Raw genomic sequence first — 20,574 nt, forward strand, 5'->3', positions numbered from 1 at the left:
CCAAGTGATATTGAAAGCCAGTAGTGCATGATGAACCGTTTTGTTTTTTTCAGAAATTGTTTCATTGTGATAACTCCTTTTCGATTTCAGCGGCTCTATTCAATACCTTTTCGGAGTATTCCGTCTGATATTGTCCTTTATCCGCTAAGTCCAAAGCTCCTGTACCTGAATCATTGTGTGCTCCTCTGTTATAAGCAGAAACCGCAACTGGTGTCTGGTATTGCCCCAGAAGTTCAGCCATATAGTCAATTCCAACTCTGACATTTTGATATGGATTTTTCAGGTCGGTAGCTCCCAGCCTTTCCATTCTGTCTGTGTGCCATTCCTGATTTATCTGCATATAACCTATGTCGCCGCCTTTACCGACTGCGTCATATTTATAGCCACTCTCAATCTCTATCATGGCAATAATCAGGCTGTAATCTACGCCGTAATCCTTGCAGATAATGTAGGTGTATTCCTGCATTTCCAGCGGAAAATAGCCTCCGTAAAGCTCGTAATCATCCGGTATCTGATACTCTTTGAATCCAGCTATCTGTTCTCCGCTCCAATCAAGCGACATTGTATCGAATGGGTATGGCAACTTTGAATACTGTTCTGTATGCTCCTGTGTGCTTATTGTCTGTGCCTGTATAGGCTGTGAGCTTTCCACAATTCTTATTACCGTTGGCTTGTCCGTCTGTCGGAAGTTTGCATTTGTGATATTCATAATTATTCCAGAGACCATAAAACCCAGACTGCAAACCACAACTCCCATCTTTACCCTACGCTGTAACCTTAATTTCTTTCTGATATTCACTTTCAGCACTCCTTTCAGGAAGCGGCTGTGTAAATATTCCAAGGTTGATTCCTGCGAAGTTCCTTACTGCCGCTTCAAATTCCTCTTTATCGTTGATTCCATATTCGCTTTTCAGGACTTCTTTCAGCTTTTCCACCATACCTGCTTCATCTGCCTTTCAAAATCTTCTCTCCTGCCAGTTTTAACTCACTGATTATCTCTGCCAGTCTGTCCAGATGTTCCATTAACTTCTTAAGCTCCGTCAATTCATCATCTGACACTTTACCGTCCTCCAGAATGTCAATCATGCTGGTTTTAAGTTCCTGCATATCGTCATCATTCAGACCTTTCAGAAGCCTAAGTGCGATTCCTTGCAAGTTCTTTTCTTCTGTTGCCAGCGGCATGAATCCATGTATCGGACACTGGTATTTGCAGTAGCCGGTAATCAGTTCTGGTGCGTTATAAAGATCTGCCATAAGAACTACCTTATCCACCGGCACAACCTTTGTATTTCCAAGTTCGTAATCGGCAAGTGTATATGGGGATATTCCCAATAGCTCCGCTGCATTTTCACGACTGAAAAGCCTGTCATTACTCATAGCCGCTCTTTTTCTGGCTTGAAAATACACATTCGTATTCTCTTTCAAGGGTTCCTTTCCCATGTGTTTTCCTCCATAAATGCCTTATAATTTATTCAGAACTTGTTAAGGCTGTCTGCTCGATATTCAGTACATCACTGATGACTTTAACCGCTGGCTCTGAAATCACTCTACCGTTGATGACTGCGGAAGTATATTCTTTTGTCATCTTAACCGCCTGTGCCAAGTCAGCCACGCCCCAGTCTTTCTGAATCATTGCGATTTTGACAGCCTTACACCAAGGCGATAGTTTTCTTTTCATTTGCCTTACCTCCTTAACCTTATATTTGTGCTTTACTTTTTTAACATTTTCCCTTAAAATCAAAGGGAGCCATTTTGAAAAATTCACTCACAATGGCAAGTTACAAAGCTCGCTATCTCGCCAGAAATGCTTTAACTTTGTAACTTATGTATATAATATAACTCACAATTAGTAGCTTGTCAATACTTTTCGCTACTTAAAGTGAGCTTATTTTCAAAAGGTGGAATTTTATGTTTTGGGATAATTTTTTGCACATTTGCAATGAAAAGGGCTTAAAGCCTACTCCAGTTATCAAAGCTGCCGGTCTTGCTACCAGTAGCATTGCTCGCTGGCAAGGCGGTGCGGCTCCTAATAGTGATTCGTTAATAGGGCTTTCAAGATACCTGAATGTTTCCATTGACTATCTTTTGACCGGTTCTGAATTTTCCAGACCCGGAGAAAAGCAGGTAAGCAGCGACGAATTAAAAATGCTGGAGATGTACCGGTATCTGCCGGAGGCTTCACAGGAATTTATCTACGATTCCATAGAAGCGGCATACGAAAAAGAAATTAAACGCAAAGAAGCAAGTTCACAGTCATTAGCATAAACGACCGTCATAAAAAATGAATGGAGGCTTGCCTATGGATTTTGTGCCGGTTGCCGGAGATACTGCCGGTAATAACTTAAAATGGGATTCCATGAAGATTGAGGCTGATATGTACTTGAAAACAGGGAACTATTCTCTGCTTCGTGATGTCCGTATGCGTCAGGCTCGCTTTACGGAGCTGGAGGAAAATGAGCGTATCGCCATATCCTATTACTGCATGGCGTTTTATGCGGACCTGAATGGTTTTGAAAATCTTGACCGGCTTATTGCAGCTCGTGACAGTTCTTTTTCTGACTGGAAGTGTATGGCTCATGTTGATGTTGGTGTTGTCAATAAGATATTCTACCTCTGCTCCAGATGTTCCGTTTCTGAATCAGAGCTTTTGAATGTGTTTTGCCGCTCTGCTTTCAAGCCGCATACATACCAGTATCATATCTTCACAATCAAAGAGTGTCAGGAACTCTTGTTACTCGCAAAGAACGGACAAATAGGAGAAATCAACAACCGCATACAGCACGCTACGGCTCGTTTCCTTGCGGATAATTCCCCTGACAATAAAAATATTGCTGTTTGAGATAAAGCCCCTGCATGGGGCTTTTCGCTTTATATGGAGGTATATATTATGGCGTACAACGCACAAAACAAGACCGGTGCAAGGGTGGCTATCTATGTCAGGGTATCGACATTGCACCAGATAGACAGGGATTCTCTGCCTATGCAGAAACAAGACCTGCTCGCATACGCAAAATTGATGTTGAATACAGATGATTGTGTCATATTTGAGGATGCCGGATATTCCGGCAAGAATACAGACCGTCCTAAATTTCAGGAAATGATGTCGCAAATGAGAGCTGGTGCCTTTACGCACCTGCTTGTCTGGAAGATAGACCGTATCTCTCGTAACCTGCTGGACTTTGCAACCATGTATAATGAGCTGAAAGCCCTCGGCGTTACCTTTGTTTCAAAAAATGAGCAGTTTGACACTTCTACCGCTATGGGCGAAGCAATGCTTAAAATCATTCTGGTATTTGCCGAACTGGAGCGTAACATGACATCAGAGCGTGTCACTGCAACCATGATTTCAAGAGCCAATAATGGGCTTTGGAATGGCGGCAGGATTCCTTTTGGCTATAATTACGATTATGAAACACATGAATTTTCAGTGAATGAGGAAGAATCGAAAGTTGTTATCCTTATGCACGATATGTACGAGCAGGAACGCTCTCTTGTGCGTGTGGTTCGTGAACTGAACGAAAGAGGCTACCGCTCCAGAGCTGGTAATCTCTGGTCGCCGGTATCGCTCCTGATTATCCTTAGGAATGTGTTTTACTGCGGCGACTACCGCTACAATATGCTCAAAGAGGGCGACCGCCAGAAAGTCAAAGACGAATCCGAATGGGTTACTGTTGAAAATCATCATGTAGCAATCATTCCGAAAGACCAGAAAGAGCGTATCATGGCTACGCTGGATTCCAACTCTAAATTGTGCAAGCAGCGGAATATTTACAAGTCATCAAAACATACTCATGTATTCGGTGGTTTGATTTACTGTGGTTCCTGTGGTAAGCCTTTAGGCAGCACTCCGGGGAATCTCACAAGGGACGGCTGGCATTATTCAAAATACACCTGTCCTACCAGAAGAAAGTCCGTTACACTGTGTACTGGTAAATCTACCTCTGACCCAATCATTGGAGAATTTGTTTTTAACTATATCCTGAATATGCTGAATGCTCAAAATGACTTTGAAAAAATCAGCTCCCCGGAGGAACTGGAAAAGCTGTTGCTTATCGGAGATACATTTGCATACATAGACCATATCGAACCAAACGGACTTAATGACCTGTTCAATGTCCTATCCTCTGGAGCCGCTAAGGGTGCTGTCTTTGGCAAGGGTGCCAGCCTGCCAACCAAGAAAGCTACTGTTGAACCGGAGGTTGCCAGACTTCGGAATGAAAAGCAGAAAACAGAGCGTGCCTTAGACCGTCTGCGTAGCCTGTACCTGTATGCTGATGAAGCCATGTCGGAGGCTGAATACATGATACAGAAAAATAAGCTGGAGGAAACTCTGGAAGATATAAACGACCAGATAGGAATGATGAATACCGATTCATGGCAGCAATCGGTTTCTGATGAAGAATTTATACAGCGTGCCAGCGAATTTATCATAGCCCAGAAGTTATCCGGCAGAAAGTATGTCAATTACAAACGACTTGCCATGTCGGTAGATTCAGAAGTGTTAAAGAATTTCGTCGTGAGCATTATTGACAGCATAACCATACAAGACGGTCTGGTGTCAAACATTGTATTCAAGAACGGCTTATGCCATACATTTATTTTCAGGTAAGCAAAAAGCAGGGAACTAAGCCCTGCTTTTCTTCTTTTCCGTTATCCTTACAAATATAAGATTTTAAGTTACAAAATTAGCATAGCGTCTCCAAATGAGAAAAATCTATACTTTTCCTCCACTGCGATCTTATATGCTTCGAGAATCTTCTCCCTGTCATATAATGCAGAAACCAGCATCAAAAGTGTCGATTCCGGCAGATGGAAATTCGTAATCAGCCGGTCAACCACCTTGAATTTATATCCCGGATAAATAAAGATATCCGTCCAGCCACTGCAGGCACGCACATGCCCTGTCTCATCTGCGACCGTCTCAAGCGTACGCGTACTCGTGGTACCAACCGAAACGACCTTGCCGCCATTTGCTTTCGTCTCATTGATCGTATTGGCAGCTTCCTCGTCGATCACATAGAACTCACTGTGCATGTGATGCTCTAAGATGTTATCGACCTTCACCGGACGAAATGTACCAAGGCCGACGTGCAGAGTCACTCTTGCAATCTTGATGCCTTTCTCCGTGATCTCTTGCAGAAGCTCCTTCGTAAAATGCAATCCCGCTGTCGGTGCCGCTGCTGAACCGGTATGTGTTGCATAGACTGTCTGATAACGGTCCTTGTCCTCCAGCCGGTGTGTGATATACGGCGGAAGCGGCATCTGCCCAAGCTCGTCCAACACTTCCTCAAAGATTCCTTCGTATTCAAAGCGGATCAGACGATTGCCTTCTTCGACTATATCAATCACTTCGCCGACCAATTTGCCCTCACCAAAAGAGATACGCGCACCCACACGTGCCTTTTTGCCCGGCTTTACCAATGTCTCCCAGACCTTATCATCATGGCGTTTTAAGAGCAGCACCTCAATGGATGCCCCTGTATCTTCCTTCACGCCAATCAGTCTGGCCGGAATAACCTTTGTATCATTGATGACCAGACAATCACCCGGATTTAAGTATTCGATCACATCCGAGAAATGCCGGTGCTCGATTCCACCCGTCTCACGGTTCAACACCATAAGCCGGGAATCGCTTCGCTTCAGGAGCGGATCCTGTGCGATCAGCTCCTGCGGCAGTTCATAATTAAAATCACTTAACTTCATTTCGTTCATATCTATCTGCTCCATGTTTCTTCTATATACACTGGGTGCAAAGTATAAAATGCGGTACTACGCATAAGCCATATCCATTTTTCCACACACAATGTACAAAAAGGCTTCCCACACTGCACAATTTTATTATGCCCGGATTTCAATACCCATCTTCAAAAGCTCTGCAAGAAGCTTCTCTACAACCGGATTGACATCTGCATCGGTCAAAGTCTTTGTCTTGTCACGGAATACAAGTGAATATGCAACAGACTTCTTGCCAGGTGCTACCTGCTCACCTTCATAGACATCGAACAGCTTGTAGCTTTCTAACATCTTTCCGCCACACTTCTTGATGACCTTCTCGATCTCACCAACGAATACGCCCTTATCCACAACCAACGCCAGATCTCGTGTAACGCTTGGGAACTTCGCGATACCTTCGTACTTTCTGTCAAAGGTTGTAAGCATCGTAACTGTCTGCATATCGAGAACTGCAACATAGACTTCCTTCTTCATGCCATAGTTTTCGACAACCTCTGGATGAAGCTGTCCGAGATAACCAACCGAAAGCTTGCCCTTCGTGATATTTGCCTGACGTCCCGGATGTAAGAATGGATGCTCAGAAGTTGGCTCGTAGCTTACTTCCTTTGCAAATCCAAGCTTCTCTGTCAGCTCTTCGATTACACCCTTCAGATCGAAGAAATCGCCCTCGCCGAACATACCGAGGGTTAACATCATGCGTTCATCCGGAAGCTCTGTCAGTGGAAGTGCCTTTGGCAGATATACATTTGCAAGCTCATACAATCTTGCATGCTTATTTCTACGGTTATAGTTGGTAGAAAGGGATGTCAGCATACCATTTAACGGAAGTGTTCTCATGATAGAGAAATCCTCGCCAAGTGGGTTCATGATCTGGATTGCATTTCTATATATGGAATCCTGTGGGATTAACAGCTTATCAAATACCTTCGGGCTCTCGAACGAATAATGCATAGCTCCGGAGAAACCATCGCCCTCGACAATATTTCTTACAATGTCATTTACACGCTCTGCATAGCTCTTCTTACCGGCAGTGGACTCGCCGTGTGGCAGAGTCGTCGGAATATTGGCGTAGCCATAGAAACGTGCCACTTCCTCTGCAAGATCTGCCATACATTTCAGATCCTGACGGAAAGTAGGAATCGTCAGCATGTTTGTCTTTTCATCATAACGAAGCTCCAGCTTCTTGAAGATAGAAAGCATAACGTCAGAAGAAATGTCGGTTCCAAGCAGCTTATTCATCTTCTCTGGCTCGAACGGAAGTGCAATCTCCTTGACCGGGTTTGGATATACATCCACCATACCGTCAACGACCTTACCACAGCCAAGTTCCTCTATCAACTGACATGCACGATTGATTGCCTGTTCTGCTAAGTTTGGATCAAGTCCCTTCACGAATTTTGCGGCTGCATCTGTAGCAAGACCGATTCGCTTTGTTGTGAGACGGATATTCGTACCGTCGAAGCAGGCTGCCTCAAACAACAATGTCTTGATGTCATCCGTAACCATGGAATTTTCGCCACCCATGATACCGGCGATACCGATTTCCTTCTCGCCGTCACAAATCATCAGAACGTCTTTATCCATCTTACGTTCCTGACCGTCCAGTGTCACAAATGTATCACCGTCATTTGCACGTTTTACAACAATCTTCTTGCCTGCGATCGTATCTAAGTCATACGCGTGCATTGGCTGACCGTACTCTTCCATAACATAGTTTGTGATATCAACCAGATTGTTGATGGAACGGATTCCCTGCGAAGCCAGTCTCTCACGCATCCATTTTGGAGAAGGTCCGATCTTCAAATCTGTCACAACTCTGGCTGTGTAACGCGGGCACAGATCCGGTGCCTGTACATCCACGGTAATATAATCATTTACATCGCCACCGCTGCCCTGTACTTTAATCTCCGGCTCGTGGAATTCCTTGTCAAAGGTTGCAGCGGTTTCTCTTGCCATACCGATCATAGAGAAACAATCCACACGGTTCGATGTAATCTCATACTCTACAACTGAATCATGCAGGCCAAGTGCTGCGATTGCATCATCGCCCGGCTTTACGCCTGACTCTTCGTTGAAAATGTAAATACCATACTCCGGTGCCTCCGGATACAGATCTCTGGATGAACCAAGCTCTTCGATGGAGCACATCATACCATCGCTCTCAATACCACGAAGCTTGCCTTTCTTGATCTTGATGCCGTCCTCCGGAAGTGGCTCGCCATCATGTCCGCCTGCAACCTTGCCGCCATCTAGGACAACCGGTACGAGGTCACCTTCCTTTACATTTGGAGCACCTGTTACGATCTGGATCGTCCCGGCACCGATATTTACCTGACAGATAATCAGCTTATCTGCATCCGGGTGCTTCTCGATCTTCTCGATCTTACCAACGACTATCTTCTCTAAGTTCTTATCTTTTTTCTCGTATCCTTCTACATGGGAACCGGACAGAGTCATCGCATCTACGAAGTCCTGTACGTCCACATCTAAATCAGGAACATATACTTTTAACCATGAAATCGGTGTATTCATCTTCTTACCTCCATCTTAAAATTGATTCAAAAATCTTGTATCGTTTTCGTACAAGAGACGCATATCATCGATCTCGTACTTTAAGAGTGTGATACGCTCAAGTCCGATACCAAATGCGAATCCCGAATACTCTTCCGGATCAATGCCACACATTTCCAATACATGTGGATGAACCATACCACAACCAAGAATCTCGATCCAGCCGCTGCCCTTACATACACGGCAGCCCTTGCCACCACACTTGAAGCAGGTGATATCCACCTCTGCGGAAGGCTCTGTAAATGGAAAATGATGCGGACGGAACTTCGTCTTTGTCTTCTCACCGAAGAATTCCTTCGCGAACTGATCGAGTGTTCCCTTCAGATCCGCCATTGTGATTCCCTTGTCAACAACCAGTCCCTCAACCTGATGGAAGGATGGTGAATGGGTTGCATCTACTTCGTCTGAACGGAATACACGTCCCGGTGACAGAATACGGATTGGCAGCTTGCCCTGCTCCATGATTCTTGCCTGTACCGGTGATGTCTGTGTACGAAGCAGAATGTCCTTTGTGATATAGAATGTATCCTGCTCATCCTTCGCCGGATGGTTTGCAGGGATATTCAAAAGTTCAAAATTGTATTTGTCATATTCGATTTCCGGTCCGGATACAATCTCATATCCCATACCGATAAATACTCGCTCTAAGTCTTCAAGTGCAATCTGGTTTGGATGTCTGTGTCCGTCGATTTTCTTCACACCCGGAAGTGTAACATCGATTGTCTCACGCTTCATCTTCTCTGCACGCAGAGCAGAATTGATGGACTTCATCTTCTCCTCGAGCTTTGCTTCGATGTTCGCACGTGTCTCATTTACCATCTGTCCAACCTTCGGACGATCTTCCGGAGCCACGTCCTTCATGCTCTTCAATACCTGAGTTAATTCACCCTTCTTACCAAGGATCGACACCTTGATATCATTCAAGAGGTTGATATCCTGTGCCTCTGCGATCTTGGAAAGTGCCTGTTCTCTGATGCTTTGCAACTTTTCTTTCATTTCCTGTTTTCCTCCATGTTATACCAATTTCAGACGATTGCAATTCAGAAACACATCATACCATACGAGCGATTCATAATTACCATTTCTATGCAGACGCGCTCTCGCTCGGTTCATCACGCAGTGGTACTAAATTCACGACGATGAATCCGTCGTTCATTAAGTACCAGCGTGCTTCAACGGTCTGCTTTAGAATTGGTAATTATGAATCACTCAATCCACATATTGGAATTGCAATCATCTGATATGTGTTTCTAACCAGTCATAAAAGGCAATAAAAAACTTCGCCCTTGACTAGGGACGAAGTAATATCCGCGGTACCACCCTGATTCGACTTCTATAGTCGCACTCATTGTATGCGTAACGTGCATAACACGACGAATCCTACTTTCCACTGCACCACGACAATGGCATGTTCAAATCCGCGACTTCGGTGTGAAAATGAGATCTTCCTCTACTGAACAGGGCTTGCAGCCGTGACCCCGTCTCTCTGTCAGGTCTTGAAAATCCTTGTTGCACCTTCAACGTCTTTCTCCTTATTATGTTCTTGCAGGTGCATCATCATTCATTCCGCAAACACACCTATCAAGAAATATTCTAGCACAATAAATAACTGTGTCAACCCCGAATTGCATCCACGCACGCATCGATCAATTCTTCTTCCCTGAAATCAATCTCATAGAACAAATCCGTCTCCGGTTCGGACAGAGTCAGCCGATACAATTCCCTGCCGCCTTTTTCCTCCACCCGGTTCTTGGACAGATACCGTACATCATCGAGCCGGATCACGTCCGTATGGAACCAATACGTTGCAATCAGGAAATTATCCGTCACATAAATGCCATGATAATGGAAATACAGTTTGTCATGCAATTCTGTATTGAGTTGTTCAATTACCACACTTCTCCGTCCATACGCACGCAGCTTCTTCGCCTGTGGATTCTTGTATGGGCGCATCCAAAGCCGCACAATATAAGCCAGAGCAAACACATATACCATCGAGAATGCCGCAACGATAATATATGCAATGCCTGTATACACATACGGATAATCCGGTTCGCTGATGACATAGGTGTCGTAAAATCCATCCAGAATGTTCATCGGAACATCCCCGTTTTTAGACAGACCCGCTATGATATGTTCTGTGACAACCTCATCCTTTACAATCCGTCCTTTGACGATCCGCTTATCGATACTGTTTTTCGGCTGTGTTGTCTTGATCAGCAGGAATACCATATGGTCATCCTCAAAGCAGTAATAATATGCACCTTTGATCTTATTTTCAACCAGATAATTGTACCCGGTATAATAAAGATTAACCGCATTGTATTTCACACTTGTCATACCGTCCTCATACAGCCGCTCGATCTGATCCTCCACCGGTTCAATCTCTGTAATCTCATAACACTGCACTGCATGGAACAGCGAATAGCGAACACCCACAAAAATGAGCACAAGCAATAAGACCATGATGGGGAGCATCATCGCCAATGTATTCTTTATCATTATGATTTCAAACTTCTTGTGCTTCATCGAATCCTGTCGCCTTTTGTCAATTTTTCTCTATCTTATCATTTAACGTACTTCCATTCAACTTTTTTTAACACTTCGCAGGCAGGCGCATAGTATAAACCATAAGAATTTTTAGCGGAGGCATCTCATGAGCGATTTGTCAGCTACACAGTGCGGTTGCGGCTGTGGAAATGGTTTTAACATCGGAAACGGCAGCAACTGTTCCTGCATCTGGATCATCATCCTGTTGTTATTGTGCGGTGGCTGTGGCGGCGGAGGATTCTGCGGTGGAAACGGTTGCGGTTGCGACAATGACTGTATCTGGATCATCCTGATTCTCCTCTTCTGCTGCGGAAATAACAATGGCGGCGGTTGCGGCTGCGGTTGTTAATAGAGGAATTCTTCGGGACTCCCTTGCAAGTTCACTTGTAGGGGAGTTTTTGTTATCTATTGTGTGACATTGGTTGCATCCTCTTCTTCCGGCTCATATTTTCAAATATGCACACATATATTAGACTAATAAGATTTCAGAGCATCCGCCATGCTGCATAATCATCCACTCGATCAACTGATTCATGATGACTCTCTGTTTTTCTTAGAAGCCATGATTCCTTTTGTGGACTATGCCTACAAAAAGCCGTTGATCCTCTTAATTAAATATCAGGAGATCCGTGCTCTGATGCAATGCTTCGATCACCCGGACTATGTCGCCTCCTGTGGGTTCGACTGCCACCCGGAAAACTCCGAAGAAATGATGGAATGTATGTGCCGTTTTCTGCCGGGCGATTTTGCAGGCAATATCAAGAACATGCAACAGATGCTCAAAATGATGCAGGTTATGCAGGCAATGAACGATTCCGGGGCTCCGGGATCACCACCAAATAATTATGGGAATCCCTGCGATCCCCCTCCACCACCAAACAACTGCGGAAATCCCTGTGATTCCCCTCCGCCACCACCGGGGCACGGTCCCCACTATGATTTTCCCCCACCACCAGGCTGCGGTGCACCACCTCCGCCACCGGACTATGCGCCGCGGCAAAGTCATAGTCCAAATTCCATGAGGAACTATACGCAACAGACGCAGAATCCCAAGGACAGCCAAATGCAGCAGGCATCTACGCACAAGAATCTGTATTCCAGTGTCATGGATATCCTGAATTCCCAATAAATAGAAAGGTTCTCCTATGTTTGAACAAAACCCGAAACTTCGAAACATTCATCCAACCAAACTGAAAATCATCAACGAAATCAAAGAGCAGAGCAAATACCAGTCCGCCGAAGAGCTGCTGCCACAGATCCTGCAGATCAATCAGGAATTAAAGCGGCGGAACTTAAGCTTCACAAAAGAAGAATCCGCATTGCTTCTCGAAGCAATGGAAGAAAGCATGTCCCCGGCAGAGCGGCAGAAATTCCAGATGATCAAATCATTTTTCCTGTAACAAAAAACGGTTGTCTGACATGGTACAAACCACTGTCAGACAACCGTTTTTAATTATTTATTACTTACATACAATATTTACAATCTTTCCTGGCACGTAAATCTCCTTTACGACGTTACCAGTCAGCTTATCAGCAACAATCTCCTTGGCACGGGCAAGCACGGCATCCTTATCCTCATCCTTTGCAACAAGAACGGTACCTCTTACCTTACCATTGACCTGTATACCAATCTCAATCGTTGCATCAACGGTCTTTTCTTCCTCGTACTGTGGCCATGCACTGACAGATAAGAAGTCATCATGTCCGAGGGACTCCCAGATTTCTTCAGTCAGATGTGGTGCAAACGGACAGAGAAGCTTGATGAATATCTCAAGCTGTTCTTTACTCAGCTTACCGGCACTGTACACAGAGTTTGTGAGTGCCATCAGGGTTGCGATTGCAGTATTAAACTTCGTCTCTTCAATATCACTGCTTACCTTCTTGATTGCCTTGTGGAAACTTACTTCCAGAGCATCTGTAGACGGATCATCAGATACCATATCTACCATACCTGCTACACGCTCTAAGAAACGCTTACATCCCTTTACAGAACTGTCACTCCAAGGTGCCGCAGCTGCATAATCGCCCATAAATAATACATATGTCCGAAGAGTATCTGCACCGTAATCTTCTACGATATCAAGCGGATCAATCACATTTCCCTTCGACTTACTCATCTTATCGCCATCCGGTCCTAAGATCAGTCCCTGGATTGTACGCTTTGCATATGGTTCCGGTGTATTTACCTCGCCAAGATCATACAGGAAACGATGCCAGAATCTGGAGTAGATCATATGTCTTGTTACATGCTCCATACCACCGTTATACCAGTCAACCGGCATCCAGTAGTCAATCTTCTTGCGGTCTGCAAATGCCTTATCGTTGTTTGGATCAATATAACGAAGGAAATACCAGGATGAACCTGCCCACTGAGGCATAGTATCTGTCTCACGCTTTGCATCGCCGCCACACTTTGGACACTTACAGTTTACATACGAATCAATCTTTGCCAGTGGAGACTCACCATCCTCACCCGGCTCAAAATTCTTCACATCCGGAAGTTCCAGCGGAAGCTCGTCATATGGTACTGCCACGACACCGCAAGATGGACAATGTACCAGAGGAATCGGCTCACCCCAATATCTCTGACGGTTAAACGCCCAATCCTTCATCTTGAACTGTACGCCTGCTTCACCAACACCCATCTTCTTGATCTCTTCGACCATACGGGCGATAGAATCCTTCTTATTTGTAAATCCATTCAGGAACTCAGAGTTGATCATCTCGCCGTCACCGGTATAGGCTTCCTTCGAGATATCGCCACCCTTGATAACCTGGATGATGTCAACACCAAATGCCTTCGCGAAATCATAGTCACGCTGGTCATGTGCCGGCACCGCCATGATTGCGCCGGTACCATATCCCATCATTACATAGTCAGCGATGAAGATCGGAATCTTCTTGCCATTCATCGGGTTGATTCCCATAAGTCCCTCGATCTTCACACCTGTCTTATCCTTGACAAGCTGTGTACGCTCGAACTCGGTCTTCTTCTGACACTCCGTACGATATGCCTTGATGGCATCCATATTGGCAATTTTATCTGCATATTTATCGATCAGCGGATGCTCCGGTGCGATAACCATGAAAGTTACGCCGAACAAAGTATCTGGTCTTGTTGTATAGATCTGCAGCTTCTCATCGGTACCGTCCACATCGAAGTTTACAAATGCACCGGTAGACTTACCGATCCAGTTTTCCTGCTGTTGCTTCACATTTGCAGGATAATCGACATCTTTGAGTCCCTGCAGAAGCTTATCTGCATATTCTGTAATCTTCAGATACCATACAGTCTTTGACTTCTGTACAACCTCGCTGTGGCAGATATCACATTTACCCCCCTGGCTATCCTCGTTAGAAAGAACGACCTTGCAGCTTGGACAATAGTTAACGAGTGCTGTATCACGGAAAACAAGTCCCTTCTCGAACATCTTCAGGAAGATCCACTGTGTCCACTTGTAGAACTTCTCATCTGTCGTATCGATCACACGGCTCCAGTCAAACGAGAATCCAACCCGCTTCAACTGATCGGTAAATCGCGCGATATTCTGATCGGTAATCTGACGTGGATGTGTACCTGTCTTGATTGCATAGTTCTCTGTTGGCAGACCAAATGCATCGAATCCGATTGGGAACAAAACATTGTAGCCCTCCATGCGGCGCTTTCTGGATACGACCTCCACGCTGGAATAAGCCTTGATATGTCCTACATGCATACCTGCTCCACTTGGATAAGGGAACTCTACCAGACCGTAGAATTTCTTCTTGTCTGAGAAGTCCTGTGCTTCAAACACCTTGGCGTCTTCCCATTTCTTCTGCCATTTTTTCTCGATTACTTTGAAATTGTGTCTCATAATATCTCCTTTTGCTAAAGCCGCATCCTATACGAAGCGGTTTAATTTGTCGTCATATTTATAATCCATGGTTGCAAGCGTTTGCTCGAGATCTTCTCTTGCAGTCTGGAATTGTGAACAAAAACTGTCCAAATCGATGCCATCATCGCGCAGCCTCGTATTCACGAAGCTTAAGAGCATCATCGGATCCTTCGGTAAATTTTCGATTGCCATTATAGCACCTCTCCGGTAATCAGCCAAGGGGCTGGTTGATTTACAAACATACTGTCTTTGTTCGTCTTTGCCACGTTGATCTGCAGTACTTCCATATTCGAGATACCATACTTATCAAAAAGCGGCTTGATGCCGGACAAAATATTTAACTCTAAGGTATAGATAACAAACTGCATCTTCGGATTTTTCTTCAGCAGTCTCTGGATATCTTCCTCTAAATGCTTATTGGCAACGATAAAAGAAAGTCTTGGTGTCGGAATCTTCGCCATCGACTCTTCCGATAAATCCGGGATAATCTGAACATTGTGCACGCCAAACTGCTTGACGTTGTCCTCCATCGTATCCTTCGCGCCCTTATCATTCTCCACACAGATAATCGTGCCATCGCTTGCCACAAACGCTGCCTCGATTGCAATACTCTCCGCATCAACTAAGCAGATTGTATCCTGCGAATCAACCCCAAGCAGACTCATAATCACCGCACGGATTTCTTTGCCTACATACTTGATCGGTCCTTTTGAAAACATCTCGTTGCGCATACCAATCCGGTATGATTCCCGCGTCTTCTCATTCAGGATGAAGATGACTGTCGGTCCTGTAATCTTTCGGTTAATCACCTCTTTGATCTTAACATGCTTGACCTGTCCTTCTTCCTCAATTCCGACCGCATACCACATATCATAATCGCCAAAACCAGCCTCCCAGAAATCATAGAACAGATCTTCATGGGATTCATCCGCGAAGATCAACACACGTTTATGTCCTTCCACCGTCGGTATTACGTTTTTCTGTTTTCCACAGATATCCAGAAGCTTGATTTTCTCCGGACTCACCTGCATCTCCTTTGAAAAATATTCCATCCAGTTCAGGATCTGCTTCGTTGCATAACTACCCTTTGCCATACAAATGCCTCCTTGTCTCTCTTTGTTGTATCTCGTTATTTCTTGTCTTTCTCTGTTCCCGATTTTTCTTCTTTCTTCACTGCATTTTCATGTTTCTTCAGATGCAGCTTCTCCATCCAGCGTCGAAGTACCTGCTTCAGGCGGCTTTCACGCAGCGTTTTTCTCTCATCATGACGTTCCCGGTAGACCGGCTCTCCAGTCTCCTCATCAAACTTCTTCAACCGGATATAATCACCTGTAGCTGAAGACAACTCTTTCGCCCGCAGCTTGTCCCGGAGCTGTACTGCAAAAAACGCATACAGACACGCAAATACCGGCACCCCTAAGATCATACCTGCCACACCGAACAGATCCCCGCCAACCAGGATTGCAAGCAATACCCAGATACCGGAGATTCCCGTTGCATCGCCTAAGATCAATGGTCCTAAAATATTTCCATCAAACTGCTGTAATACAATAATCCAGATGATAAATACTACAAACATAATCGGATCATCCATGAGCGCAAGTAATGCTCCCGGCACTGCACCAATAAATGGTCCAAAAAACGGTATGATATTTGTCACACCGACAACTACACTGATCAACACCGCATACCGCATATGCACAGCTGAGGTAAATACAAAACATATAATTCCGATAATGCAGGAATCCAGGATCTTTCCATTAATGAATCCGCCAAACACAACATTTGCATAGGAACAGCCTTCCATGATCTTGTTACCTGTTTTCTTTGAAAACAGACAATAGATTACTTTCTTGCATTGTGCCAGCAGTACATCCTTACTCATCAAAAGATAGATCATAACAACCAGACCGATAAAGAAATTCAGGATTGCCTTAATACCGACAACCACGCCGGAAGAAAGTGTCTTGACGATCGTGTCAAGATTCGGCATGATCTTATCTTTTAATATTGTAAATACATTATTTTCTGCATAACTGAGTACTTGCGACAGCTTATCTTCAATCATCTTGTTCTGCGCAAATACTTTCTTGATCCACGCTTCCGCGTTGTTAATATAATCCTCCATACTGTTTACAAGATCAGTCAGACTTTCATAGACACGCGGAATCACGAGCCACAACAATCCAGTAAGCAGTCCAAGGAATAAAAGCACTGTCAGAATCAGTGCAGGTACCTTAACTTTGCGGTAAATAGTATCATATTCTGCTTCTTTTTTTATCTTACAAACCAAAAAGGAAAGTCCACGCCGGAGATAGATCATAATTGGATTCAGCATAAACGCAATCACTAACCCGATAATAATCGGCGTCATCGCAGAGACAACATTTCCAAAAAAGCCGAAAATAGACTTCCATTGCTTGATCACTTCTGCAAATAAAATACATGCACAACCAGCAAGCGCAAGCATAACTCCAAGTTGAAGAATATTTTTATTCCACTTATTTTTCACGCTTCCTTCTCCTTTTGTTCATAAAATAATTCCGATTTATTATAGCATTTTTAATCGGTAGAAACAACCTAATTCTTGTTGACACTCCCTATATTATTGACTAAAATATTTTTATATAACACGCAAAGGGGTGTATGCACAGATGTATCGGAATATTATCAATGATTTTGCCAGCTGGTACGATCAGGGAAAGCGCAGAATCTTATATGTAAAAGGAGCAAAGGGCGTTGGTAAAACATGGGCAGTCCGCGATTTTGCCACAGCCTTTTTTAAGCAGCAATGTTATATCAATCTGGCAGTGGATTCTGCCTGTCAGGATGCACTTCATGGTGATTCCAATCTGGATCTTCTGTTGTCACAACGATTTCCGGCGGAAGACACCTCCGATTGTATTTTTATCTTTGATGAGGTACAGGCTGTACCTGACTGTGCGGAATACTTTTATGCATTTCGCAGGAATCATCCGGATTACACAATCTGTCTGATTGCATCATCCATGGAATTTACGGAATTTGAATATAGTCACCCTGACGTTTTTGAGATTTTGCGTATGCGGCCGATGACTTTTGAAGAATATATGATTGCCAGCAAAGCACATCCTTTTTTAGACGCAATCTCCAAACACAAGAATACACCACTTACCAATCTTGAGATTGGAGCTATTTCTTCCATGTTACGAGAATATCTGTTGGTCGGCGGAATGCCCGGCATCGTCCACGCATATCTGAAAAACAGGGATCTGTCTATCATCCGCCCAATGCAGGAATCCATGCTGGAAGACTATGTCCAGCTCACAAAACAGACCTATCCAACTGCATTGTATCAGCGTTGTAAACGTATCTTCCGTAGTATTCCGGAGCAGCTCGCCCGTGAAAACAAGAAGTTCATGTACAAGTCCGTTGATTCCAATGCCCGAAGCCGCGAATATGCAGAAGCCGCACAGGCGCTCTGCAATCTCGGGATTGCGAGAAAGCTTCCACGCCTGACTGCCGGTACACTGCCATTGGAAGAGCATGTCGATTACAAATCATTCGAACTGTTCTTTATTGATCACGGTCTGCTTCGTGCCGCTTATGGACTTCCTATGAATGAAGAGATTGATGTCAATGATATATTGGCAGAAAAATGCGGAGCTATCGCAGAACAGTTTATCTTTCAGGAGTTAAGCTCCAAGATTCCTTACTTGTATTACTGGGTATCCGGTGCGACTGCACGTGTGCCGTTTGTTTACGAGGGAGAAGATGCCCCTGTTCCGGTCGATATCCGTTTCATACCGAACACAAAGGCTCAGAATATTAAGACATTCCGCAGTAAAAATGCGAATACAAAAATCGCAGTCAAGGTAAGCTTCAATCAGGTGTCCCTCGATGGAGACACCCTGAATATCCCGGCTTACGGTTTGTGGAATATGTAAGTCACTGCATCTCAATCAGATGAATAAACTCTGTATCTGATACAGCCTTACTGTAATACCACCCCTGCATATAATGGCAGCCAATATCGGCAAGGTGATCGCGCATTTCCGCGGTCTCCACGCCCTCTGCCACAATGTGTAACTCCAATTCATTCAGCATACCAATCGTATGCTTCAGTGTAATTCCGGCTTTCGTACTCTTAAATGCATCCCAGATAATATATTTATCCAGTTTAATAATTGAAAATGGCATATGATTGATATAATCAATATTGGCATAACCGGAACCATAATCATCCAGCGAGAATTTGATTCCATACTGTACAAGATCCATAATGTTGGCATTTACGGTATCTGCCATACTGATTGTCGCAGTCTCCGTTATTTCAATATTAATCTGTTCCGGCCGCACATCATATTTCTCCATGATCTGTTTTACCCTGTCAGAAAAATGCTGCTGCATGAGCTGTACCGGACTGATATTGACTTCAATATACTCGACTGTCGTCTGTGCCAACTTGAAATCGTGGATAAACCGGCATACCTTATCCAATATTACCTCGCCCATCTCAATGATCATACCATTACGTTCTGCAATCGGGATGAAATCCTCCGGCGATATCCATCCAAGCTGTGCATCATGCAGACGGACCAACGCCTCTGCCGAATTATAAACACCTTTTTGCACCGAGAAAATCGGCTGATAATATACCATCAGCTCATCCCGGTCAAGTGCCTGCTTCACCGCCTTTTCAAACGCTTTATCCTGTTTGATCTTTCCCAGATCATAATCCTTTGCATAGGTGATCATGCCCTTTTTCAGGCGTTTTGCCATCGACATGGAATAATCCATAACCTCAATCAGCTGTCCGTATGCCGACGCATCTGCCGGACAATTCACGCAACAAATCGATGCAGACATCATAATCCCTATCTGATTCTCACTATACCACGGATGACGAAACCGTTCATGTACTGTCTGTGCCACATTGTCAATCTGATCCAATTCTTTATATAATACAATACAAAACTGATCCGCACCCAGGCGGAACACCGTCTTTGCAAACGGAAGCTTATCCATAAAAGCCCCAATCTGACGGAGCAGATTATCTCCATTTTCGACACCATATGTCTTATTGATAAACTTAAAATCATCCATCGCAACAACAACGATGCCAAATGGTTTTTCATTTAAAAAAAACGTATGCAGATATTCTCCAAGGAAGCGGCGGTTAAACTGTTTTGTTACTGTATCTATCACGCTGTTTGGATTTTGTAGATAATAATACAATGTCAGGCAGACCGTTGCTGTCACAAAATTCAAGAAAAGCACATGCGTTTTTAACTGCATAATTACCGCTATCACAACAAGCAGCATATGAAACATCACAACCATCGTCTTGGCAAACAGTGTGTGGTTGACACGGCATATCGCTACAACTGAACTTGCTACAATCGTGAGAATCGCAACCGTAATTAATACAATCACACCATAATCATATATATACCGTCCCTCATCTACTTCATACACCCAGTTTGTATATGGATTTGTCACAAGTACAGCCACATCGATAACTCCACAGACAGACAACATCCATTTCGCCTGCAGCATCTGCTTTGCATTGATATGTACGATCTGTAACACATAATATGCAAACAACAAAGGAATTGCATTCAGTGCAAGATGCTGCAACGTGCTTGTCACCCAAAAAACGGTACTTCCTGCAGTTCCGGTTGTCTGCGCAAGCTTTGTGCTTACAATCTCCAATCCTGTCGACACAAAAACTGCAGAAAGCGCAACTAAAAACGTCCGATGGCTTGCAAGAGGTATTCTTTTTTCATGAAAATACCACATGATTATAATCAGCAGCAGATAAATCGCCGCATAATCATATGCCAGATCCCAATTCAACATAAAC

The 20,574-nt window shown here is 44.2% G+C and carries 20 protein-coding genes and 1 other annotated feature; of the genes, 7 read left to right on the forward strand and 13 right to left on the reverse strand.

Annotated features, from left to right (window positions below):
• Nucleotides 1–61: 61 nt before the first annotated feature.
• Genes ACZQK9_RS04075 through ACZQK9_RS04090 form a run of 4 tightly spaced genes read right to left on the reverse strand, consistent with a single transcriptional unit; the run spans nucleotide 62 to nucleotide 1,678 of the window.
• Complete coding sequence (locus ACZQK9_RS04075; protein WP_483269711.1) at nucleotides 62–799, reverse strand: transglycosylase SLT domain-containing protein; 738 nt, start codon at nucleotides 797–799, stop codon at nucleotides 62–64.
• Entirely contained in the window at nucleotides 765–935 is a 171-nt protein-coding gene (locus tag ACZQK9_RS04080) for a hypothetical protein (RefSeq protein ID WP_483269712.1), read from the reverse strand. The genes ACZQK9_RS04075 and ACZQK9_RS04080 overlap by 35 nt, the downstream gene beginning before the upstream one ends.
• Nucleotides 936–945: 10 nt before the next feature.
• Nucleotides 946–1,440 carry a helix-turn-helix domain-containing protein gene (locus ACZQK9_RS04085; RefSeq protein ID WP_483269713.1) on the reverse strand — a complete coding sequence of 165 codons (495 nt, stop codon included), beginning with the start codon at nucleotides 1,438–1,440 and terminating at the stop codon, nucleotides 946–948.
• Nucleotides 1,441–1,468: 28 nt separating this feature from the next.
• Complete coding sequence (locus ACZQK9_RS04090; RefSeq protein WP_022503222.1) at nucleotides 1,469–1,678, reverse strand: hypothetical protein; 210 nt, start codon at nucleotides 1,676–1,678, stop codon at nucleotides 1,469–1,471.
• Between the two features lie 230 nt (nucleotides 1,679–1,908).
• Between ACZQK9_RS04090 and ACZQK9_RS04095 the strand changes: the two genes are divergently transcribed.
• Genes ACZQK9_RS04095 through ACZQK9_RS04105 form a run of 3 tightly spaced genes read left to right on the forward strand, consistent with a single transcriptional unit; the run spans nucleotide 1,909 to nucleotide 4,609 of the window.
• A complete protein-coding gene (locus tag ACZQK9_RS04095; protein WP_022503221.1) occupies nucleotides 1,909–2,265 on the forward strand; it encodes a transcriptional regulator in 357 nt (118 codons plus the stop codon).
• A 34-nt stretch (nucleotides 2,266–2,299) separates the two neighbouring features.
• Nucleotides 2,300–2,839, forward strand: coding sequence for a hypothetical protein (locus tag ACZQK9_RS04100; RefSeq protein WP_483269714.1), 540 nt, complete (start codon nucleotides 2,300–2,302; stop codon nucleotides 2,837–2,839).
• A 48-nt stretch (nucleotides 2,840–2,887) separates the two neighbouring features.
• On the forward strand, nucleotides 2,888–4,609 hold the full coding sequence (locus ACZQK9_RS04105) for a recombinase family protein (RefSeq protein WP_483269715.1): 1,722 nt from the start codon (nucleotides 2,888–2,890) through the stop codon (nucleotides 4,607–4,609).
• Nucleotides 4,610–4,677: 68 nt separating this feature from the next.
• On the opposite strand, the gene queA is transcribed toward ACZQK9_RS04105, so the two are convergent.
• From queA to ACZQK9_RS04125, 4 genes are all read right to left on the reverse strand, one after another.
• Nucleotides 4,678–5,703 carry a tRNA preQ1(34) S-adenosylmethionine ribosyltransferase-isomerase QueA gene (gene queA / locus ACZQK9_RS04110; protein WP_483269856.1) on the reverse strand — a complete coding sequence of 342 codons (1,026 nt, stop codon included), beginning with the start codon at nucleotides 5,701–5,703 and terminating at the stop codon, nucleotides 4,678–4,680.
• Nucleotides 5,704–5,838: 135 nt separating this feature from the next.
• Nucleotides 5,839–8,265 (reverse strand): phenylalanine--tRNA ligase subunit beta, encoded by a 2,427-nt coding sequence (gene pheT, locus ACZQK9_RS04115; protein ID WP_483269716.1) that lies wholly within the window; start codon nucleotides 8,263–8,265, stop codon nucleotides 5,839–5,841.
• A 15-nt stretch (nucleotides 8,266–8,280) separates the two neighbouring features.
• A complete protein-coding gene (gene pheS / locus ACZQK9_RS04120; protein WP_177970109.1) occupies nucleotides 8,281–9,300 on the reverse strand; it encodes a phenylalanine--tRNA ligase subunit alpha in 1,020 nt (339 codons plus the stop codon).
• Nucleotides 9,301–9,593: 293 nt separating this feature from the next.
• Nucleotides 9,594–9,834 (reverse strand) — a binding site (T-box leader).
• An 84-nt stretch (nucleotides 9,835–9,918) separates the two neighbouring features.
• Nucleotides 9,919–10,833: a hypothetical protein gene (locus tag ACZQK9_RS04125; protein ID WP_216507303.1), complete on the reverse strand. Its 915-nt coding sequence runs from the start codon at nucleotides 10,831–10,833 to the stop codon at nucleotides 9,919–9,921.
• A gap of 127 nt (nucleotides 10,834–10,960) precedes the next feature.
• Between ACZQK9_RS04125 and ACZQK9_RS04130 the strand changes: the two genes are divergently transcribed.
• The 3 genes from ACZQK9_RS04130 (at nucleotide 10,961) to ACZQK9_RS04140 (ending at nucleotide 12,254) form a co-directional block, all read left to right on the forward strand.
• A complete protein-coding gene (locus ACZQK9_RS04130; RefSeq protein ID WP_021986210.1) occupies nucleotides 10,961–11,203 on the forward strand; it encodes a hypothetical protein in 243 nt (80 codons plus the stop codon).
• A gap of 288 nt (nucleotides 11,204–11,491) precedes the next feature.
• Entirely contained in the window at nucleotides 11,492–11,983 is a 492-nt protein-coding gene (locus ACZQK9_RS04135; RefSeq protein ID WP_483269717.1) for a hypothetical protein, read from the forward strand.
• Nucleotides 11,984–11,999: 16 nt separating this feature from the next.
• The gene (locus ACZQK9_RS04140) at nucleotides 12,000–12,254 is read left to right on the forward strand and encodes a hypothetical protein (protein ID WP_177970822.1); all 255 of its coding nucleotides are present in this window, start codon (nucleotides 12,000–12,002) and stop codon (nucleotides 12,252–12,254) included.
• 60 nt (nucleotides 12,255–12,314) lie between these two features.
• Here ACZQK9_RS04140 and leuS read toward each other — a convergent pair whose 3' ends face one another.
• Genes leuS through ACZQK9_RS04160 form a run of 4 tightly spaced genes read right to left on the reverse strand, consistent with a single transcriptional unit; the run spans nucleotide 12,315 to nucleotide 17,241 of the window.
• Nucleotides 12,315–14,708 carry a leucine--tRNA ligase gene (gene leuS, locus ACZQK9_RS04145; protein WP_483269718.1) on the reverse strand — a complete coding sequence of 798 codons (2,394 nt, stop codon included), beginning with the start codon at nucleotides 14,706–14,708 and terminating at the stop codon, nucleotides 12,315–12,317.
• Nucleotides 14,709–14,735: 27 nt separating this feature from the next.
• Nucleotides 14,736–14,921 carry a DUF4250 domain-containing protein gene (locus ACZQK9_RS04150; protein WP_216507306.1) on the reverse strand — a complete coding sequence of 62 codons (186 nt, stop codon included), beginning with the start codon at nucleotides 14,919–14,921 and terminating at the stop codon, nucleotides 14,736–14,738.
• Nucleotides 14,921–15,823, reverse strand: a complete 903-nt coding sequence (locus ACZQK9_RS04155) for a Precorrin-6B methylase 2 (RefSeq protein ID WP_483269719.1) — start codon at nucleotides 15,821–15,823, stop codon at nucleotides 14,921–14,923. The genes ACZQK9_RS04150 and ACZQK9_RS04155 overlap by 1 nt, the downstream gene beginning before the upstream one ends.
• A 35-nt stretch (nucleotides 15,824–15,858) precedes the next feature.
• On the reverse strand, nucleotides 15,859–17,241 hold the full coding sequence (locus ACZQK9_RS04160; protein WP_483269720.1) for an AI-2E family transporter: 1,383 nt from the start codon (nucleotides 17,239–17,241) through the stop codon (nucleotides 15,859–15,861).
• 142 nt (nucleotides 17,242–17,383) lie between these two features.
• On the opposite strand from ACZQK9_RS04160, the gene ACZQK9_RS04165 reads away from it, so the two are divergent.
• A complete protein-coding gene (locus tag ACZQK9_RS04165) occupies nucleotides 17,384–18,655 on the forward strand; it encodes an ATP-binding protein (RefSeq protein ID WP_483269721.1) in 1,272 nt (423 codons plus the stop codon).
• A gap of 1 nt (nucleotide 18,656) precedes the next feature.
• Here the strand turns inward: ACZQK9_RS04165 and ACZQK9_RS04170 are convergent, their stop codons facing one another.
• Nucleotides 18,657–20,570, reverse strand: coding sequence for an EAL domain-containing protein (locus ACZQK9_RS04170; protein ID WP_483269722.1), 1,914 nt, complete (start codon nucleotides 20,568–20,570; stop codon nucleotides 18,657–18,659).
• Between the last annotated feature and the right edge of the window lie 4 nt (nucleotides 20,571–20,574).

The organism is Wujia sp. (assembly GCF_056872695.1).

Coding starts and splice junctions, on each gene's coding strand:
- ACZQK9_RS04100 (WP_483269714.1), top strand. CDS start 2,300: ATGGATTTTGTGCCGGTTGCCGGAGATACTGCCGGTAATAACTTAAAA.
- ACZQK9_RS04130 (WP_021986210.1), top strand. CDS start 10,961: ATGAGCGATTTGTCAGCTACACAGTGCGGTTGCGGCTGTGGAAATGGT.
- queA (WP_483269856.1), bottom strand. CDS start 5,703: ATGAAGTTAAGTGATTTTAATTATGAACTGCCGCAGGAGCTGATCGCA.
- ACZQK9_RS04170 (WP_483269722.1), bottom strand. CDS start 20,570: ATGTTGAATTGGGATCTGGCATATGATTATGCGGCGATTTATCTGCTG.
- ACZQK9_RS04085 (WP_483269713.1), bottom strand. CDS start 1,440: ATGGGAAAGGAACCCTTGAAAGAGAATACGAATGTGTATTTTCAAGCC.
- ACZQK9_RS04140 (WP_177970822.1), top strand. CDS start 12,000: ATGTTTGAACAAAACCCGAAACTTCGAAACATTCATCCAACCAAACTG.
- ACZQK9_RS04090 (WP_022503222.1), bottom strand. CDS start 1,678: ATGAAAAGAAAACTATCGCCTTGGTGTAAGGCTGTCAAAATCGCAATG.
- pheT (WP_483269716.1), bottom strand. CDS start 8,265: ATGAATACACCGATTTCATGGTTAAAAGTATATGTTCCTGATTTAGAT.
- ACZQK9_RS04165 (WP_483269721.1), top strand. CDS start 17,384: ATGTATCGGAATATTATCAATGATTTTGCCAGCTGGTACGATCAGGGA.
- ACZQK9_RS04125 (WP_216507303.1), bottom strand. CDS start 10,833: ATGAAGCACAAGAAGTTTGAAATCATAATGATAAAGAATACATTGGCG.
- pheS (WP_177970109.1), bottom strand. CDS start 9,300: ATGAAAGAAAAGTTGCAAAGCATCAGAGAACAGGCACTTTCCAAGATC.
- ACZQK9_RS04150 (WP_216507306.1), bottom strand. CDS start 14,921: ATGGCAATCGAAAATTTACCGAAGGATCCGATGATGCTCTTAAGCTTC.
- leuS (WP_483269718.1), bottom strand. CDS start 14,708: ATGAGACACAATTTCAAAGTAATCGAGAAAAAATGGCAGAAGAAATGG.
- ACZQK9_RS04095 (WP_022503221.1), top strand. CDS start 1,909: ATGTTTTGGGATAATTTTTTGCACATTTGCAATGAAAAGGGCTTAAAG.
- ACZQK9_RS04135 (WP_483269717.1), top strand. CDS start 11,492: ATGCAATGCTTCGATCACCCGGACTATGTCGCCTCCTGTGGGTTCGAC.
- ACZQK9_RS04155 (WP_483269719.1), bottom strand. CDS start 15,823: ATGGCAAAGGGTAGTTATGCAACGAAGCAGATCCTGAACTGGATGGAA.
- ACZQK9_RS04105 (WP_483269715.1), top strand. CDS start 2,888: ATGGCGTACAACGCACAAAACAAGACCGGTGCAAGGGTGGCTATCTAT.